This window comes from Candidatus Defluviilinea proxima, assembly GCA_016721115.1.
In the GTDB taxonomy this organism is placed as follows: domain Bacteria; phylum Chloroflexota; class Anaerolineae; order Anaerolineales; family Villigracilaceae; genus Defluviilinea; species Defluviilinea proxima.
On record JADKIW010000001.1, the window covers coordinates 930249 to 947460 of the forward strand.

The window sequence follows — 17212 nt, forward strand, 5'->3', positions numbered from 1 at the left end:
TCCAAGAATATTTTCCATCCTGAGCGGAGGGCTGAGCGATTGTTGCGAAGCCCGTAGTCGAAGGACGCTCCGCTCAGCGAGGAAAACATTCTACTTCCCGCCGGTGATCGTGAACTCACAGGCATCTCTGCCCATTGCTTTGCACGATGTCTCTTCCACATCATAACTCTGGCCAGTGGCCCAGAAAAGACTTTCACGGATGAGTCCCTGTGTGACGTAGCAGATCGGCGCGGAAGCGGTCTGACCGTCAGCGTTGGGAGAGGCATGATCTGCAAAAAGCAGGTCAAGGTCTAAAGTATGAATCGTGATGTCGCTTGATTGAGTCCCGACAAATTTACCGAGCATTTCCAGCGTAGGTTTACGTCGTGTTGAAAGAGGCAATCGCTTAATAATGGCGGCCTGCGCTTTGCCTCCGAGAGCGGCGTCATCTAAAAGATGATTCCACAGGCGTTGCCCCACACGGGTGAGAATGCCGCGCGCGCCACGACCGTAATACGTGCGCATGGCGGCTTGCAAGGATGCATAGGCTTTTGCGGCGTCGACAGGGTTTGCCTTGGCAAACGTTTCATGCTTTGCCCATTCGGCAGGTAATTGCGAAAGGGCCAACATGGCATTGAACTGATCGCTTCCCAATTCTTTTACAATTGTTTCAACAAAACGACTCAGTGTACGGTTCGGAAATTTCACTTCACTCACGCTTTTACTTCTCCCACTTCGAATCTACAATATTCATCGCCTTTGGCAAGGCAATGTGTTTCAATGACTTCATATTCTTTACCGGTTGCCCATTGTACAGCTTCAGAGACCGAGCCAACATAAAGATGACAAATGGAGTGATCGCTGTGGCGACTGTGGCAAATGGCACAGGTGGATTCAACATAAGCGAGTTTGTCACCACTTTCATCCACCCACGCATTGACCTGTGAGTTACTCTTCTTCAACGCATCGGCCATACCGTTCAAGATGAATTTGATACGTTGTTTCTCGGGCAATAATTTCAATGCAACGCCCGCCACGCCCAACAAGGCCGCTTGTTCGCGCACGCCATATTGGAAGGAGGCCTTACCGATGCGCCGTAACATGCCCTTGCCGCCGCGACCGTAGAAATCCTCAATGGCCTGATTCAACTGTGCATACTGCGAAGCCTTGATCGAAGGCTCCAGATCGTTCGGCGGTAAATTACCAACAAATTTTTCAAGACCACACGATTTGAGAACGGCATTCAGGCCGTTATCACCCATCACTTCCTGCATTGAGGTCAATGCCTGACGCACAAGTGAGTTAATGATCACTGCATCTTCACGGGTTGTCATACTGCCTCCTTATCGTTAAGAATATGCCGGTACATCGAAAGTATACACGGGATATGCCTCGCCCGTGCGGAGAAAACCCATTTTTTTGTATAACGCAAGTGAAATGTTGTTATCGTTCTGCGTGTTGACGGAGAGCCTAAAATATCCAGCCTGAGAAAGCGTATCGAACAAATTCCCCAGCAACATCCTGCCGACACCACGTCCCTGCACCGCGCGATGCACAGCCAGCCGCGCAAGATGTGCGCGAGAACCTGACCCCGTAGTCACCTGATACCCAATGATCCCATTCGCATCTTCTGCAACCGTCGCGAACAACGATTGTGCATGTGCCCTGCTGAGTGTATCCAGCGAGTTATGCCATAACGGATCGAACGCCTCGCCATCCACGGCTGTGACCTGCGGAAGGTCTGCCTCGGTCATCTTGCGGATGCGGACTCCCGCCGCTTCAAACGAAGCTCGAGGCTGATACTGCCACTCAAGCATCACAATATTCTGACGGTTTTCAAACCCGCTTGCTTCCAATACTTTTGTGAACCATGAATATTGCACAATGGCGGCAACTTGTGCACCACCTGCACGCGCAATCTCGTTTTTGGCCACATCCCATAAAAGGGACCATGCATTTTCTGCTGACCAATACCCCGTATGAACGAACAACCGCACCCAGGCGATCCCTTTAGCTTCTTCGGGACATGCCAGTGCGGCTGTGAGCTGTGAGCCTTCCTCCATCGCCCAGAAATATTTATCACCCAGCCATTCCAATGGTGAGCGCCAATCCAGATGACGGTGGGAGCGGGTCTCAAAAAAAACCAGGTTCGATAATCGTTGATGGTCTTTGAGGTCCGCGAGACGAACCTGTGTATTGATCACTATCGAATGAATCCAATACGTTTGAAAAACTTCATGATGCGCTGGGTAAAGTTTGGCTTTTCCACAAGTCGCAAGGAGTCGTACACATCCATTTGTGCGGCAGTGACACGTCCGCGCTTGAGGTTGAGGTTTGCGGCGGCTTTACGCACAATGGAGTGCATATCACCTTCACCGGCTTGTTCAAGAAGATTGGCGGCACGCTCATATTCAGCCAAAGCCTCATCAACCTTCTTGAGCCCTTCCAACGCGGCGGCGCGATTACTGACAGCAATACCCTGCCGTCTCACGTCGCCTGCTTTTTGAAAGATCACCTCGGTGCCATCGGTTGCCTGTAAGGCATCCTTTGCTTTTCCCGCCTGTAACAGAGCCACGCTCTGGTTATTCTTCATCTCTGCCGCGTTCAGTTCATCCTGTTTGTCTGCATAGGCTTGTGCGGCCTGTAGAAAAAGGCCTGCCGCGGCGACATAATTTCCATTTCCATATTCCTGTTTGCCTTGTTCAGCAAGCACAATGGGGTCAAGAGTAGATGACACGTCAAAGTCCTAAAAGGTAATGTCCAGCAGATCTTCCGCTACGGAACGCAGTTTATCACGTGACATATTGCTTAACTTCATCGCCAATTCCAAATACGGGCGGTTGACCGGCGTTGAAACGAATTGTCGTAGCTCATCCGGTAATTCAAGGAAGTTTTGAATGGCTTCCTGATTGGTCAGCCACTGACCAACAGGGCCGCTACGATCAAAGAAGTTCTCAATACGCCCGCCCAGCTTGGAAACCAGCACTTCCAGTTCTGGCAATGGGATCGGGCGCTCGCCCAATTCATACGCCTTGATACGGGCACCGGAGATCTCAGTCTCGTGAGAAAGATTACGGATCGAAACACTGGCACTCGTTCGTTCCTGCCTCAACAATGCCCCGATCTTGCGCTGGCGCACAGCTGCCAATTTCTGCAGATCAAGGTTCTCAATGGGCTGGGGTGTGTTCGACTTTACTTCCTTGCTCCAAAAGTGGTCGATCGGAAGGCCCAAATAATAGACCAACGTTTCTAATTCAGGGAGAGAAGGCGCGCGCCGTCCCTCCTCATAGGCACGAAGAATGCCAATCTTCACGCCAATGGCATCAGAACATTCCTTGATGCTTCTGCGTGCGGTCATACGGGCATCCCGCATGAGCAGGCCAAGTTTTTTGGAGCGGATGGTGATTTGGGTCTTTAGGTTCATGGCGCCTCGATAGTCTGATTATAGCAGAGGCTTTTATCTTCTATCGCCTTGTTCCAGCGCCAATTCCACCGGGAGGCATGAAAATATCGCCGCTCAGTTTGAAGCCAGCCGCCTCCAAGCGTGGGCCAAAGATCGGGCGGATGCCGGTTGCTTTCAGATCACCCAAAATTTTTCCATCCTGGCTCATGCCGGTTTGCTCAAATTTGAACACATCGGTCAAAACCACTGTTTCGCCTTCCATGCCTGCCACCTCGGTAATGGCCGTCACCTTGCGGGAACCATCTTTGAGGCGCGTTTGCTGAATGATCAAGTCAATGGCGGAGGAAATCTGCTGGCGCACCACTTTGAGCGGCAAGTCCATACCAGACATCAACACCATGGTTTCCATGCGGGACAGGGCATCGCGCGGGGAGTTGGCGTGGAGCGTGGTCAACGAGCCGTCATGGCCGGTGTTCATGGCCTGCAACATGTCCAAGGTTTCACCACCTCGGCACTCACCAACCACAATCCGATCTGGACGCATACGCAGGGAGTTACGCACAAGGTCACGGATCGTCACTGCACCCTTGCCATCGATATTTGCCACCTTCGTTTCCAAACGCAATACATGATCCTGTTGGAGTTGTAATTCTGCGGCATCTTCAATAGTGACGATACGGTCATGTTCAGGGATAAAGCTGGAAAGCACATTAAGTAATGTGGTCTTACCTGAGCCGGTACCGCCCGAAACAACAATATTCAAGTGGGCATGCACGCAAGCGCGCAGGAACTCTCCCATGTTTTTGGTAAGAGAACCATATTTGATCAGGTCTTCGACCTGCAATTTATCTTTTTTAAATTTACGGATGGTGATACACGGACCATCAATAGAGACAGGCCGGATCACCGCATTGACGCGGGAACCATCCGGCAAGCGTGCATCCACTGTCGGGCTGTCGGCATCCACGCGGCGGCCAAGGGGCAGGATAATGCGGTCAATGATCCGCATGACATGATCGTCATCGTCAAACGTGACACCACTCCTTGTCACGCGTCCGCCTTTCTCCATGAACACTTTTTTGGGGCCATTGACCATCACTTCGCTGACATCGGGGTCATCGAGCAATGGTTGAATGGGACCAAAACCGGTAAACTCATCTACGATCTCATCGAAGAGATGCCGACGCATATCGTCCGGCAAATTCACGCGGGTCTGGGCATAGACTTCGTTCAGTTGTTGTCTGATAGCCTCAGCACGGTCACCCAAGATGAGAGGTTGTCCCTCCATGGTGCGGCTAACGTTTTCAACAAGGTAACGTTTGAATTTGAGCAGGTCGGCTGATGTCAGCCGGTTGGAATTGATCGGGGCGGCCATTAGGAATTATCCTCCCCTGTTGTTTGTTCGGGAATCACCCACACAACATGTTCACGGCGTGCCGCCAGAAATGGCGCTTGAAAGAGCGTTTGTCCATCCGGACCCAGAACATGCACATCGGTCAGGGCCAGAAAACTTTCATCCCGGTCCAACTCATCTTTCACGCGTTGGTCACGGCGCACATGTAAACGTCCACGTATCATATGTGTGGTCGTTTGCATGGTCACGTTAACGGAAATCTTGGAAACGATATCCGTGAATATCTTTCCGTGTTCATCATATTCAATGGTCATGACACCTCTCTTTATCTCAATGACTGAAACATTCCTGACATCTTGTCTTCATGGATGAGCAACGCTCATAAATCCAGGCAATTTCAAGTTCAATCAGATCAGTATTAAAGTGTAGTCGAACACGACCAAAAACGGCCTTGCACTTTAATTAAGGTTAGCGCATGCTCATATTGTTGTGACGGGCCACTTTCACCATTTCGGTGGCAGTATTCTTGATAACAATCGTGGCGGTATCCTGTGGATACTTGGTGATGATCGGTTGGTTTTGGTTGTTTGCCAATGAAAAATTACTCCCCATATATGGCAATGTTGTCTTGATCGGGAAGCCAATGATCGCTTCCGCTTCGGTTTTCGTCAAACCTTCGAGCCCCACGGCACGGTTCAGAATCGAGTAGATCTTTTTCATATCGATTCCCTGTGCCTGCATATATTCCCAAACAGTTTTAGTCAATTGGACAGTGCTTTGGTCATTGGCAACGATCAAGGGGATGAGATCCGCCTGTTGGATCAGAGGCAGGCTGATGCGAGAGAGAGAACGTCCTATATCGAGGATGACAAAGTCATAGGCATCGCGAAGCACACTTACGATCTGTCCGACTCTTTCGCCTTTTAGGTTGTTCCCTTGTTGCGGATCAGGAGACCCAGCCAACAATTGGAACTGCCACAGCTCCGGCTCAGGCAAATTCTTTAGGAAGTAATCCCGGTTCGTTTCTCTGGACGGGAGGTCTGATACTGTTATCAGATTTAACGGTCCTTCATAACCGACGATCTGCGCAATGGAGCCAATCGGCAAGACAAGGTCAGCGACCACCACACGCGCTTCCGGTTGTTGGGTCTTGATGGCCATGGCGAGGTTGGCGCACAGAGACGATGTCCCCGTCCCGCCTTTAGCGCTTAGAAAGACGAGCAACATGCCTTTCCCTTTTCGCTCGCCGCCATCATTAGATGAGGAACCGCCCGATGGCATGCTGGCTGCCCCAAAGACACGGTCAAGGGCCTGCTCCAACACTATGAAAGCTTCGGCAGATTTGACAATATATTCATTCACCCCGGCGTTTAAACACGCCTCTTTGCGCGCAGGGCTGGAGTCGCTGGAAAGCGCGATAATAGGCGTTTTATTTGTGCGCACATTCTGGCGCAATTTTTGAATAAACTCTATGTCTTGAATATCGGAAAATATCGGATCAAACAGGATCAAGTCCGGCTCATCACGCCAGGCTGAAATCAAAGCTTCTTTGCCGGAACCAGCTTCAAGAATATTGAAATGTCTTTCCCGCAGAGTATTCGAGATGTAGGCCCGGCTGGTTTGATTTTCATCCACGATTAAGATCGTTTTTTCAACCATTCCAACCTCTTTTATTTGTTGTGTTTACTCTTCACCGGGGGGCATTAAATACCCAAGGCCAGAACGAGTGACAATGTGTTTCGGGCTATGGGCATCATCTTCCAATTTTTGGCGCAGACGTGCAATACTGACCCACAGAATTTCCTTGTCCGCTTTATATTCAGGTCCCCACACGCTGGTGAGAAGCTCTTCAGATGACATGATCTTGCCAATGTGATGGGCAAACTGTAATAACAAGCGATATTCTGTCGCAGAAAGCGAAACAGGAACTTCACCGCGCCACACTTCAGCACGGGCAAAATCGATCTTGAGGTTGCCGTGTGTAAAGAAACGAGACTGTCCGCCAACCTCGCCCGGCGCTTGCGCACGGCGCAAAACCGCACGGACGCGTGCCAACAATTCGGTAGCCGAGAACGGCTTCACGAGATAATCATCTGCGCCGAGATCAAGACCACGCACACGGTCCTGCTCATCGCCTTTGGCTGTCAGAATAATAATGGGAGTTGTCGAAAATTCACGGATACGTTGGGTTGCGCCGAAGCCATCCAACTTTGGCATCATCACATCCATCAACACCAGATCGATCGGTTGATTGGAAAAAACGTCAACGGCCTGTGCGCCATCTGATGCTGTGACTACCTCATATCCCTCCGTTCTCAGATTCGCTTCCAGCAGACGTAGATAGCGGGGTTCATCGTCTACAATGAGAATGCGTTTTGCCATACAGCCTCCTTCACGTTATGCTACTAGTGTTGATGGGCAGTTCAATGAAAAACGTGGTTCCCTGACCCGGGGTTGATTCTGCCCAAATCTTACCACGATGTGCCTCAATAATTTGCTTGCAAATATAAAGTCCGAGACCTGTACCGGTGGCCTTTTCATTACGGACACGATAGAACCGCTCGAAGATTAAGGGCAATGATTCGGACGGAATACCCGGTCCACGGTCTGTAAACGTCACGATCAATGAGCGTCCCACTTCCGTGAGGCCTACAACAATCGGCGAACCCGATGCATACTTCACAGCATTCGTGAACAGGTTTTCAAATACCTGCGCAATACGCACACCATCTGCCTGCGTGGCAGTGGAAGATTGCAAATCGAGGCTCACATCCAGGTCTTTATAGCGGGAGCGGATGCGGGCAGAAACATCTCGTAGAACAGCATCCAGCCTGAGGGGTTGGAAGCGAAGCGGAAGCGTCTTGCTTTGCAGGCGAGCAGACTCGAGCACGTTTTCGATCAATAAGGAGAGGCGGTCGGCTTCTTCGTCAATGATCGTGAGGAATTCTCTTTGCGTTTCTTCATCCCATTGTGTATCGTCGCGGAGAAGACTGGTGCTATATCCCTTGATGAAACCCAACGGAGTACGAAGCTCATGTGAAATGGTACTTACAAAATCATCCTGCAATTGAATATGTTGCTTGAGCTCCTCAAGCTCCTCGCGCATTCTTCTCCATGTTCTGCGTTCAAACAGGAGCGAGAGCAATTCAGCGCCAAGCGAGGCAACATTAATATGTTCATCAGAGTATGCCGGGCCGCCAAAGCGGATGAAGATCAGCGCCCCATTCACTTTCCCATCAGACCGCAAGGGGAGCCCCAACATAAACGCCTGCCGAACACGGTCATCGGATGTGGATGGGGTATCAGGTTCCTGTACCAGAATATGTTTTTTGGCCATCACCTGGCTGGCAATGATCTCGCCCCATGCGGCATCGGCTTCGGCGTTCTTTGCGCGACCTAAAGCACGCGCATACACAATATCGAGGGTGCCGGTATCTTGGTCTTGCAAATAGGCGGCAACATTATCAAACACAAATTCTTTACGAAACGCAGTCAGGAATTTTTCAACAACACCACGTGTTTCCCCTCTTTCGGTGATGATCTTCATCAACCCATTAACATAGGAAAAAAGTTGAGCGTCCATTTATTTTGCCACGGCAAGCAGGGGGAACTTGAAAGTGGTGCCACGTCCTTCCACAGATTGCACTTCGATCATAGAACCATGTGCTTCAATGATCTGCCGCACAAGCGAAAGTCCAAGTCCTGTTCCGCCATAACGCCGTGTGGATGAACCATCGAGCTGATGGAACGGTTCAAATATCTCATCCATGCGGCTGGGAGCGATGCCAATGCCGGTATCTGTAACGGAGACAATAACCAAATTCTCACCTTCACGCTTGACACTGACCACTACGCGTCCTCCCGTGGAAGTGAACTTGATTCCGTTATCGATGAGTTGAACCAACGCCCAACCGATCTTTTGCGAGTCCCCTTGCACGAAAGGAATATCCTCGTCAAAGACGGTGTGCAGGTCAATGCCACGGTCCTGTGCCTTCCCTAAAAAGGACTTGACCGCCAGATTGGCAAGACGGCGAATGTCCATATCATCGAGCTTGATGCTCATCTCACCGCGTGAAGCCAGCGAGACCATAATAAGGTCTTCGATCAGCCCTTCGAGCCTATTGGAGGATTGCTGGCTGACTTGCAATGCATGCTTCTGTTCATCGGTGATCGGCCCCAACGATTCGGTCACCAGCAATTCAACATATCCTTTGATGTGTGTAAGGGGGGTTCTTAATTCGTGCGAGATATTGGCAATGAAGTTAGCCTTCAATTGGCTAAGTTCAGAAACACGCTCAAGCGCTTTCTGCAATTCAGCAGTACGTTCCTCGACACGACGTTCGAGTGTTCGGTTAGCGGCTTGTAACGCAGAGCGTAATTGAAGGATTTGTTCAGTAACGGCCTGATCGAGGTCAGAACGATCCACGAATTTCATATCGATCAGGGCCTGACCCAAAAGGATCTGATTCCCCTTTTCTGTTTCTTTGATTTGGTAATCAAGAGCCTGTTGCAAGTTCTCAACCGTGATGAGACCCTTCTGAACCAAGTATTCCCCCATGCGAGGGACAAGCATTTCAGGCGAGAGTTTTGGCAATGTTTGCGTCATGAGAATACCGGGATCCTATAAGTGTCCTTGATACGCGGATTCGTTCTTTCGGCAACTGTCTTGCAACAACTGAGAGGCGGGTTGGCGGGAAACCCTGATTAGCTTTCCCAAACCCATTCTCCACCCACCATTGTAGCCGATGATTGCATGGTAAGCAATTCATCAGGGTTGCAGGTAAATGGGTCTTTTTCGAGCACGATCAGGTCAGCAAGCCAGCCCGGGGCCAGTTTGCCAAGGCGGTCGTCCATGTTCGCGGCGTAGGCAGGGCCGAGGGTGTAGGCTTCCCAGGCTTCAGCCATGGACAATTTCTGTTCGGCGTACCAGCCTTCGGCGGAGGGAGAACCGTCGGTGCGGCGGCGGGTGATGGAGGCGTGCAAACCCCAGAACGGATTCGGTGATTCGACCGGCGCATCCGATCCAAAAGCCAGCCGCGCACCGTTGTCCAATTGGGTGCGCCATGCGTAGGAGAGTTTGGCACGTTCTGGCCCCCAGAAATCATCGGCCATCTTCATATCGGAAATGGCATGGATGGGTTGCATGGAGGCGACGACATTCAGCGCGCCGAGGCGGGCGGTGTCATCGGGGTGAAGCACCTGCACATGCTCGATTCGATGTCGCGCATGAGGCAAATGATTTTCGCTTTCATATTTGCGGAGTTGTTCGTAGGCATTGAGCACTTCGTGATTGGCGCGGTCGCCGATGGCATGAACCGTCATGCCAAGTCCAACTTGTGCGGCTTTGCGGCCGTGTTCAAAGAGTTCTTCGCCATCCATGTTAAGAATGCCACGATTATCTCCTTCGCCAATATAGGGCTGGAACATCGCGGCCGTATGCGGGCCCAGGGCGCCATCCATGAACACTTTGATGTTGCCGATGCGGAGCATATCATCACCAAAGCCTGAACGTAAGCCGAGTGCATGCGCTTCATTCAGAAGTTCAACAGGCATGTTCTTCAACACACGCAGTTTGAGTTTGCCTTGCGCATGAAGTTGTTGCAATGCCATGAACGATTCGCGACGATCAAAATCGTGGACGCCTGTCAATCCCAATTTCCATAAAATGGTTTGGGCCTTTTCCATCGCGTTCGCAATGTCATTGACCGTGGGCGATGGGATGGTGGCATTCGCTAATTCCATCGCAGTTTCCAGAAGAACACCAGTGGCAGTGCCTTTTGCATCGCGCTGAATCTGTCCGTTTTGAGGATCGGGGGTTTGCGAAGTAATGTTCGCAAGTTTCATCGCGGCAGTGTTGACCCAGCCAGCGTGCAATGATTTCGCCGTGAGATACACTGGGTTATTCGGTGCGATGGCATCAAGTTCCGATGCAAGCGGCCAAACATTCCATGTGTTGTGATTCCAACCGTGACCGAGAATCCATTCGCCGGGTTTCGCGCTCTTCACGCGTTCAGCCACACGGCGTAAACATTCCTCTTTCGTATCGGTCTCACATTCAATTTTTTGCAAGCCCAACGCATAATATTGAAAGTGAATGTGTGCATCGGTAAGGCCAGGCAAAATCATGCGCCCGCCCATATCCTGTTTTTCAGCGTTCGGATATTGCGACAACAAAACATCCGCTTCTCCCACTGCGACGATTCGTTCACGGTCAATGAGAAGAGCGGATGCTATAGGCTGAGTTTCATCCTGCGTGTGGATGTGCGCGTTGTAAAGGAGTTTCATATCATTTTCCTGTAGGGACGGGCAGCTGCCCGTCCCTACAATTATTTCTTATGTCAATTTTTCCAGAAGCGAATCCAACTCTTCATCGGAATAATAATAGATGGTGACGGTGCCGCCTTTTTTGCCGTGCTTAAGCGCGACTTTCGTTCCCAAGCTGGCTCGGAGACGACGTTCCACATCGTTCACATCTGCACCCTTGGCTGTTTTCTTCGCAACGACCGGTTTCTTCCCGGAATATTTCCCTGCCAACGCTTCGGTCTGACGGACACTCAAGTCGAGGTTTATCACCTGATTCAAAAGGGCTTCCTGCGCTTTGGCAGAGGTCAATGCAAGCATGGCACGCGCATGGCCTTCGCTGATACGCCCATCTACCACAGCCTGTTTGACAGCGGCGGAGGCATCGAGCAAACGCATGGTGTTCGTCACAGCTACGCGGCTCTTGCCGACACGTTCAGCGATCTTCTCGTGTGAGAATCTAAATTCACGCGCCAAGTGTTGATAGGCTTCCGCTTCTTCGATGGCGTTCAAGTCCGCGCGTTGGACGTTTTCGATGATGGCAAGTTCAAGCAATTGCTGGTCAGTAGCGTGACGAATGACTACCGGGACTGTCTTCAAGCCCGCCTTGCGTGAGGCCTGCAAACGACGTTCACCCGCGATCAACACATAGACGCCATTCTTGCCCGGCGAAACGATGAGTGGTTGGATGACTCCATGCTCTTTAATGGACGTGGCAAGACTCTCCAACTCTTCAATGTCAAATTTTTCACGCGGTTGGCGCGGGTTGCGTTGGATCAAGTCAACGGAGATCTGTGTAACGCCGTTACCACCGCCACTTGGTTTCGATTCGCCGCCAGGGATGAGGGCATCAAGTCCTTTGCCGAGGCCACCAGTTCGTTTTACCATTTAACTCTCCTTACACATAATCTATTTATTGCTATCGCCCTTTAGCAATTCCTTCGCAAGCGCGGCATAGGCGGTCGCACCGACAGAGGATGGAGCATACGCAGAAATGGGAAGACCATACGAGGGCGCTTCCGCGAGGCGGATACTGCGTGGAACTACACTCTTGAAGACCAGCCCCGGGAAATGGTTGTTGACTTCCGCAACCACGTCATTGGAGAGATTCGTCCGTGGGTCAAACATCGTCAAGACCACGCCACGCACAATCAGGTCTGGGAAAAGGATCGACTTAACGCGATTGATCGTCTGCGTGAGTTGCCCAAGACCCTCGAGCGCAAGATATTCGCACTGCACAGGGACGATCACTCCTTGCTTTGCAGCAACCAATCCGTTGACGGTTAGAATGCCGAGCGATGGCGGACAATCGACCAGGATATAGTCATATTTTTTATCCACCGTTTCGAGCGCAGTTCTGAGACGGAACTCACGTCCCATTTCATCCACGAGTTCCACTTCTGCGCCAGCCAGCGCAGGGGAGGAAGGCAAGATCGCCAGTTGAAGCCGTTCATTGTAGAGGATCGCCGATGGTGAAACTTCACCATTGAGCAGGGCTTCATAGGTGCCGGTTTGCACTGTGCGTTTATCCACGCCAAGGCTTGAGGTGGCATTGGCTTGTGGATCAAGGTCAATGACAAGTACACGCTGTCCAAGTTGGGCAAGGTAGGCGGCGAGGTTGATGGTGGTTGTGGTTTTGCCAACTCCACCTTTTTGGTTGACGAGGGTATAGATACGAGTCATAGGGTTTACGATGTCCGATTTCCGATTTTAGATTACGGTATGACAACCATCATGGATTGTTCGATCTCAAGAGGCGTGGGGATGCCGTTCAATCCAATGCGTGCTACAGAATGGGATGCGATCAGCGTCGCAAAACGAGTCGCTTCCCATGGGTCACGTGTGTTCAATAAACGTATAAAAAATGCAGTGGCAAAGATATCGCCCGCACCGGTCGCATCCACTTCATCGACTGAAGGAGCGTAGAAGCGACGGCGATCTCCATTCCAATATAAAACTGCGCCTGCCGCACCTTCAGTGACGACGAGTATCTTGGTCTGTTGGGCCATGTGTTCGATGAGTTCATCATCGCCATTCACATCCTCGCGACTGAGAACTACTGCTCCAGCGTGAGGAAGAGCCGCTTCGGAGCCGGACCAGTTACAGGTCGAGACGAGACCGTTGGAGTCCCATTGGCGCATCCAACCTTGAGGGGTCAGACCAAGCAATAAAGGTGAAAAGCCTTGCGGTAAGACCGAGTCCACTTCATTTGCAATGGGGCCGAGATGAATGATCGAAGCCATTCGCCAGGCCTTAGGGACATCGTTCAGGTCAATACGAGAAGCCTGAGCACGCAGGTATTGTACACGTCCGTTTTCGGTATAAATGTTTTCGTATGTAGTGCTGGCTTTGGATTTGGTCGAATGGACAGGAATTCCATTCAGCGATTCCAATGAAACATCAGAGCTTGCCGCGGTCACGATCCCCACACGCAGGCCAAAAGCACGAGCCGTTAGAGCTGAGTACGCCGCCGTGCCACCCAACAGTGAGCCTTCGAGAATCAGGTCACGAGCAACATGACCGATCACAAGATAATCCACCGGTGCAAGCAAAGCAGGGTCTGGCATGAATGAATTATACCGTGAGAAAAAAATAGAGCGAGACACTTTACGTATCTCGCTCCATATGCTTAGTCTTCCTTGGGAAGGATCACCACTTTGCGATAGGGTTCCTCGCCAGCACTTTCGGTCTTCACGGCGGGATTTTCGCGCAGTGCAATGTGAATGATGCGACGTTCCGCAGAGGGCATCGGCTCAAGTGTCTGCTTGCGGCCGGTTTTAGAAACCTGGTCAGCCATGCGCTTTGCCATTTGTATCAATTGTTTTTCACGGCGGTCGCGATATCCTTCCACATCCACCGTCAATTGTACAAATTGCTGTGTATCCTTGCCAATGATCAGTGACGCCAAATACTGAAAAGCGTTGAGCGTATCAGAGCGACGTCCGATCAAAACACTCAGGTCACTGCCACGCACATCCACGTTGATGTAGCGTCGGTCGTCACGGTCGGTCTCGCCATAATGCGCGGAGACCTGTGCTTCCAATCCCATCATATGAATGAGTTTGGAGATGACGGATTCCGTGCGGTCGAGCAGTGGATCATGCTCCAGAGTGGATTCCACTACTTTTGCAGGAACAGGTTTCGGCTCCGTCTTGGAAGCGGCTGGTTTCTCTTCGACAACTTCTACGCCACCCGGTCCGTTCACTGTCAAACGGACTCGTACTTGCGGCTTTCCCAATCCGAACAGGCCTTTGTTGCCGGTATCCAATACTTCGACACTGACCGCATCCGCCGTCAACCCCAGTTCTGCGAGGCCTTGTGCGATGGCTTCTTCAACAGTTGGTGCAATGATCTCCAGCGTGGTTTTTTGAGTCATACCCGCCTCCTATTGTTTTTGCATACTCTTCGGTAAAAGATTGCTCCAGTTGGCTTTTCCCTGCGCGGCATATTGAATAATACCAAGCAAGTTGCTGGTGATGAAATAGACTGCCAGCCCCGAGGGGAAGGTCAGTGCAAACCATCCCAACATAAGCGGCATGGTGATGGCCATGGATTGGCCCATGGCGGCACTCTGGTCATTGGGGTCCACAGAGGGCGGCAGGGTAAGCTTGGATTGAATATAAGTAGTGGCCGCCACAATGACCGCCAAAATGTAAAACGGTTCAGGCTGTCCCAAATTCATCCACAAGAATTTGCTATTGAGCGGGATCAGGTCTGAAACATTGAGGAAGGGGAAGATGATGCTCTTCGAAAGTTTCAGAAGATCGAGCGGGGTGGATGCCAGTGCGCGGATAATGCTTTGATACAGCGCGATGAGGATCGGGAATTGAATGAGCGTGGGCAAACAAGAACCAAAAGGATTGATACCCTTTTCGCGATACACACGCATTTGCTCTTGCGCAAGTTTTTCCTTGTCCTTGGCGTACTTCTTCTGAATGGCTTGCCATTCCTTATCGTTTTGCATATCCTGCATTGCCTTGGCGCCCTTCATTTGCTGGGCGTTCAGCGGCCAAGTGATGATACGAATCAAGATGGTAAACAGGATGATCGCAACACCGAACATGTGCGGTCCACTGCCAAGAAAGTTATAGATTGTCAGCAGAACATTGATAAAAATGTTAATAAAAAGATCCCACATGGTTCCTCTACTTTCCAGGGATGAACGTCCACACCTGGCGGCCGTTCGAATCCAACGCGGCGAGATAGTACTCGGTTTCCAACGAGGCAACCAGAATGTTATCGCCAGCAATTACAGGGGTGGTGTAAATCTTACCGGCGTCGTCCTTGTTGTCGATCTGCTCGAACCACAGGGTCTTACCCGTCTCTTTTTCAATGGCATAGATATTGCCCGATTCAGTCGCAAGCAGGAGATGGTCGTTTTGAAGAATAGCGCTGGCTGTAATAGCTCCATCCGGCTGAATACTCCAATTCAATGTACCAGTGGACGTATTGAAGGAATAGAAATTCCCGTCCAAATCTCCAAAATAGAGCATGTCACCATCAGCAACAGGTGTGCTCCAGATCCAGTTCTTGGTGGCAAGGGCAGATTTATGCTGTCCGGTTTTAGGATCAAACTGCTCAAGTTGGGGATCAAGCGAACCAACATACAACATGCCGTCTGAACCAATTGCGGGTGAACCCGGGATAGCTCCTGCCACATCTTCATGCCAAAGGATGTTATAGGTTGCAACGTCTACGGCATAAACACTATGATCCAGAGATGTGATGAATACGCGCTCACCGTCCGTTACAGGTTGTGCCCACAAACGGCCAGCTAATTCAACAACTTTAACTGCCTGTTTTTGGGATTGACCGTCATTCAAGTTCAAAACATACAGGTTGCCGTCTGAGTTGGGGGCGAAAAGAAGGTCGCCGATCACAAGAGGAGCAGCCACCCACGGACCTTTTGCGCCAGTAAACATCCATTCAATGGCAGGGTTTTTGATATCTTTGTTCGTTACAAGATCAGCGGGGTTAAGCGCATATAAGATATGCTTACCAGCAGCGCTACCAACAATAGCCAGCCCGTCAGGCGTGATGACCGGCGTGGAGTAGAACTGGGCTTTGTTGTCATCAGGGTCTGCAAAACGCCAGACTTCCTTGCCATCGCTTAGATTGATACCGTATACAAAGGTCAGGTCAGATAAATAAGCTGTCGTTTCGTCCACAGCCAGGCCGGGCCAGGTGGTACCGCGTACAGAACCTCCACACGCGCTTAAAAGAACAGCGCCAAGCAGGACCATGCTAATTAACAAAAGTTTCTTACTCATTGGAAAATCGAACTCCTATGGAACGGGGTCGTAGCCCCCGGGGTTGAACGGGTTACATCGCAACACCCGCCACGCCGCCATGGCTGAACCTTTAAACACACCATATTTGTATACCGATTGATATCCGTAATGTGAACAGGAAGGATAAAAGCGGCAAGTGTTCGGCGGCAGGCCTTTTGAGAGTGTCATTTGATATAGGCGGATAAGGGAAAGTTCCACAATGCGCGGTAGATTCCAAAGCGTACGTGGCATATCACGCAAACGCGGTTCATTGGAATAATCGTGCAAGTGAAATTCAGGATTCATGTAGAGGGGTGATAATCTTTGCGCGCTTCAACAGGTTGGTAACTGTTTCGCTGACTTCTTCAAGGGTGGCAGATGCCAGTCCGGCTCGAGCGATCAGGATCAGGTCCAGATTTGAAGCGATGGTTGGGATGATGGGCCGCATCACCTCGCGCAAAAGACGTTTGGCCCGGTTGCGAATTACCGCTGTGCCGACCGTCCGCCCAGCAGTGATGCCCACACGTACGTGAGGCTCATCACTTTCCTGGACTATCAACACAACAAGCGGGTGGGCATAGGACTTGCCAGAACGCCGCACCCGCTTGAAATCATCAGACCGGGTCAGACGGAACTTTCTCTGCACCCGCGCCTCTTAAGCGCTGACTTACCAGCGAACCTTTTTTACGTGTTCGTTCATTGTAACGGTCAATTGATGGCGACCACGCAGACGGCGGCGCTTGAGAACAGCACGCCCATCAGCAGTGGACATTCGCTTGCGGAAACCATGTACACGGACACGGCGTCGAATTTTCGGTTGATACGTTCTTTTTGGCATTCTTTCTTCCTCGTTTCAAAAATAATAGCTGTCCCTATTTGAGGGGCACGGAATTATACCGTAGGGAT

Annotated in this window: 21 protein-coding genes; all 21 read right to left on the reverse strand. The window is 50.9% G+C overall.

Annotated features, from left to right (window positions below; translation table 11 throughout):
- Nucleotides 1-90: 90 nt before the first annotated feature.
- The 21 genes from IPP66_04350 to rpmH all read right to left on the reverse strand — a co-directional run bounded on the left by IPP66_04350 (nucleotide 91) and on the right by rpmH (nucleotide 17144).
- On the reverse strand, nucleotides 91-696 hold the full coding sequence (locus tag IPP66_04350) for a hypothetical protein (protein MBK9924503.1): 606 nt from the start codon (nucleotides 694-696) through the stop codon (nucleotides 91-93).
- Complete coding sequence (locus tag IPP66_04355) at nucleotides 693-1313, reverse strand: hypothetical protein (GenBank protein MBK9924504.1); 621 nt, start codon at nucleotides 1311-1313, stop codon at nucleotides 693-695. The genes IPP66_04350 and IPP66_04355 overlap by 4 nt, the downstream gene beginning before the upstream one ends.
- Before the next feature lie 15 nt (nucleotides 1314-1328).
- Nucleotides 1329-2183 carry a GNAT family N-acetyltransferase gene (locus tag IPP66_04360; protein ID MBK9924505.1) on the reverse strand — a complete coding sequence of 285 codons (855 nt, stop codon included), beginning with the start codon at nucleotides 2181-2183 and terminating at the stop codon, nucleotides 1329-1331.
- Entirely contained in the window at nucleotides 2183-2716 is a 534-nt protein-coding gene (locus tag IPP66_04365) for a hypothetical protein (protein ID MBK9924506.1), read from the reverse strand. Before IPP66_04365 ends, IPP66_04360 begins: the two co-directional genes overlap by 1 nt.
- 9 nt (nucleotides 2717-2725) lie before the next feature.
- Nucleotides 2726-3403: a helix-turn-helix transcriptional regulator gene (locus IPP66_04370; protein MBK9924507.1), complete on the reverse strand. Its 678-nt coding sequence runs from the start codon at nucleotides 3401-3403 to the stop codon at nucleotides 2726-2728.
- A 40-nt stretch (nucleotides 3404-3443) separates the two neighbouring features.
- Nucleotides 3444-4757: a CpaF family protein gene (locus tag IPP66_04375; GenBank protein ID MBK9924508.1), complete on the reverse strand. Its 1314-nt coding sequence runs from the start codon at nucleotides 4755-4757 to the stop codon at nucleotides 3444-3446.
- Nucleotides 4757-5050: a hypothetical protein gene (locus IPP66_04380; protein ID MBK9924509.1), complete on the reverse strand. Its 294-nt coding sequence runs from the start codon at nucleotides 5048-5050 to the stop codon at nucleotides 4757-4759. The genes IPP66_04375 and IPP66_04380 overlap by 1 nt, the downstream gene beginning before the upstream one ends.
- A 154-nt stretch (nucleotides 5051-5204) precedes the next feature.
- A complete protein-coding gene (locus tag IPP66_04385) occupies nucleotides 5205-6395 on the reverse strand; it encodes a response regulator (protein ID MBK9924510.1) in 1191 nt (396 codons plus the stop codon).
- Nucleotides 6396-6419: 24 nt separating this feature from the next.
- The gene (locus IPP66_04390) at nucleotides 6420-7118 is read right to left on the reverse strand and encodes a response regulator transcription factor (GenBank protein MBK9924511.1); all 699 of its coding nucleotides are present in this window, start codon (nucleotides 7116-7118) and stop codon (nucleotides 6420-6422) included.
- 10 nt (nucleotides 7119-7128) lie between these two features.
- Nucleotides 7129-8319 (reverse strand): hypothetical protein, encoded by a 1191-nt coding sequence (locus tag IPP66_04395; GenBank protein ID MBK9924512.1) that lies wholly within the window; start codon nucleotides 8317-8319, stop codon nucleotides 7129-7131.
- On the reverse strand, nucleotides 8320-9342 hold the full coding sequence (locus IPP66_04400) for a hypothetical protein (protein ID MBK9924513.1): 1023 nt from the start codon (nucleotides 9340-9342) through the stop codon (nucleotides 8320-8322).
- Nucleotides 9343-9440: 98 nt separating this feature from the next.
- Nucleotides 9441-11021, reverse strand: a complete 1581-nt coding sequence (locus IPP66_04405) for an amidohydrolase (GenBank protein MBK9924514.1) — start codon at nucleotides 11019-11021, stop codon at nucleotides 9441-9443.
- Between the two features lie 48 nt (nucleotides 11022-11069).
- Nucleotides 11070-11924 (reverse strand): ParB/RepB/Spo0J family partition protein, encoded by an 855-nt coding sequence (locus IPP66_04410; GenBank protein MBK9924515.1) that lies wholly within the window; start codon nucleotides 11922-11924, stop codon nucleotides 11070-11072.
- 21 nt (nucleotides 11925-11945) lie between these two features.
- The gene (locus IPP66_04415) at nucleotides 11946-12719 is read right to left on the reverse strand and encodes a ParA family protein (GenBank protein ID MBK9924516.1); all 774 of its coding nucleotides are present in this window, start codon (nucleotides 12717-12719) and stop codon (nucleotides 11946-11948) included.
- 32 nt (nucleotides 12720-12751) lie between these two features.
- Nucleotides 12752-13642 (reverse strand): ribokinase, encoded by an 891-nt coding sequence (locus tag IPP66_04420; GenBank protein MBK9924517.1) that lies wholly within the window; start codon nucleotides 13640-13642, stop codon nucleotides 12752-12754.
- A 23-nt stretch (nucleotides 13643-13665) separates the two neighbouring features.
- Nucleotides 13666-14412, reverse strand: a complete 747-nt coding sequence (locus IPP66_04425; GenBank protein ID MBK9924518.1) for a protein jag — start codon at nucleotides 14410-14412, stop codon at nucleotides 13666-13668.
- A 9-nt stretch (nucleotides 14413-14421) separates the two neighbouring features.
- Entirely contained in the window at nucleotides 14422-15174 is a 753-nt protein-coding gene (locus tag IPP66_04430) for a membrane protein insertase YidC (GenBank protein MBK9924519.1), read from the reverse strand.
- A gap of 7 nt (nucleotides 15175-15181) precedes the next feature.
- Entirely contained in the window at nucleotides 15182-16306 is a 1125-nt protein-coding gene (locus IPP66_04435; protein ID MBK9924520.1) for a PQQ-binding-like beta-propeller repeat protein, read from the reverse strand.
- 15 nt (nucleotides 16307-16321) lie between these two features.
- Entirely contained in the window at nucleotides 16322-16558 is a 237-nt protein-coding gene (gene yidD, locus IPP66_04440) for a membrane protein insertion efficiency factor YidD (GenBank protein MBK9924521.1), read from the reverse strand.
- A gap of 43 nt (nucleotides 16559-16601) precedes the next feature.
- A complete protein-coding gene (gene rnpA, locus IPP66_04445; GenBank protein MBK9924522.1) occupies nucleotides 16602-16952 on the reverse strand; it encodes a ribonuclease P protein component in 351 nt (116 codons plus the stop codon).
- A 21-nt stretch (nucleotides 16953-16973) separates the two neighbouring features.
- Complete coding sequence (gene rpmH / locus IPP66_04450) at nucleotides 16974-17144, reverse strand: 50S ribosomal protein L34 (protein MBK9924523.1); 171 nt, start codon at nucleotides 17142-17144, stop codon at nucleotides 16974-16976.
- Between the last annotated feature and the right edge of the window lie 68 nt (nucleotides 17145-17212).

What these genes read in the sequence shown, in the direction of transcription:
- IPP66_04355 (MBK9924504.1), bottom strand. Translation starts at nt 1,313, where the DNA reads ATGACAACCCGTGAAGATGCAGTGATCATTAACTCACTTGTGCGTCAG.
- IPP66_04370 (MBK9924507.1), bottom strand. Translation starts at nt 3,403, where the DNA reads ATGAACCTAAAGACCCAAATCACCATCCGCTCCAAAAAACTTGGCCTG.
- IPP66_04375 (MBK9924508.1), bottom strand. Translation starts at nt 4,757, where the DNA reads ATGGCCGCCCCGATCAATTCCAACCGGCTGACATCAGCCGACCTGCTC.
- IPP66_04380 (MBK9924509.1), bottom strand. Translation starts at nt 5,050, where the DNA reads ATGACCATTGAATATGATGAACACGGAAAGATATTCACGGATATCGTT.
- IPP66_04385 (MBK9924510.1), bottom strand. Translation starts at nt 6,395, where the DNA reads ATGGTTGAAAAAACGATCTTAATCGTGGATGAAAATCAAACCAGCCGG.
- IPP66_04390 (MBK9924511.1), bottom strand. Translation starts at nt 7,118, where the DNA reads ATGGCAAAACGCATTCTCATTGTAGACGATGAACCCCGCTATCTACGT.
- IPP66_04395 (MBK9924512.1), bottom strand. Translation starts at nt 8,319, where the DNA reads ATGGACGCTCAACTTTTTTCCTATGTTAATGGGTTGATGAAGATCATC.
- IPP66_04400 (MBK9924513.1), bottom strand. Translation starts at nt 9,342, where the DNA reads ATGACGCAAACATTGCCAAAACTCTCGCCTGAAATGCTTGTCCCTCGC.
- IPP66_04405 (MBK9924514.1), bottom strand. Translation starts at nt 11,021, where the DNA reads ATGAAACTCCTTTACAACGCGCACATCCACACGCAGGATGAAACTCAG.
- IPP66_04410 (MBK9924515.1), bottom strand. Translation starts at nt 11,924, where the DNA reads ATGGTAAAACGAACTGGTGGCCTCGGCAAAGGACTTGATGCCCTCATC.
- IPP66_04415 (MBK9924516.1), bottom strand. Translation starts at nt 12,719, where the DNA reads ATGACTCGTATCTATACCCTCGTCAACCAAAAAGGTGGAGTTGGCAAA.
- IPP66_04425 (MBK9924518.1), bottom strand. Translation starts at nt 14,412, where the DNA reads ATGACTCAAAAAACCACGCTGGAGATCATTGCACCAACTGTTGAAGAA.
- IPP66_04430 (MBK9924519.1), bottom strand. Translation starts at nt 15,174, where the DNA reads ATGTGGGATCTTTTTATTAACATTTTTATCAATGTTCTGCTGACAATC.
- IPP66_04435 (MBK9924520.1), bottom strand. Translation starts at nt 16,306, where the DNA reads ATGAGTAAGAAACTTTTGTTAATTAGCATGGTCCTGCTTGGCGCTGTT.
- yidD (MBK9924521.1), bottom strand. Translation starts at nt 16,558, where the DNA reads ATGCCACGTACGCTTTGGAATCTACCGCGCATTGTGGAACTTTCCCTT.
- rpmH (MBK9924523.1), bottom strand. Translation starts at nt 17,144, where the DNA reads ATGCCAAAAAGAACGTATCAACCGAAAATTCGACGCCGTGTCCGTGTA.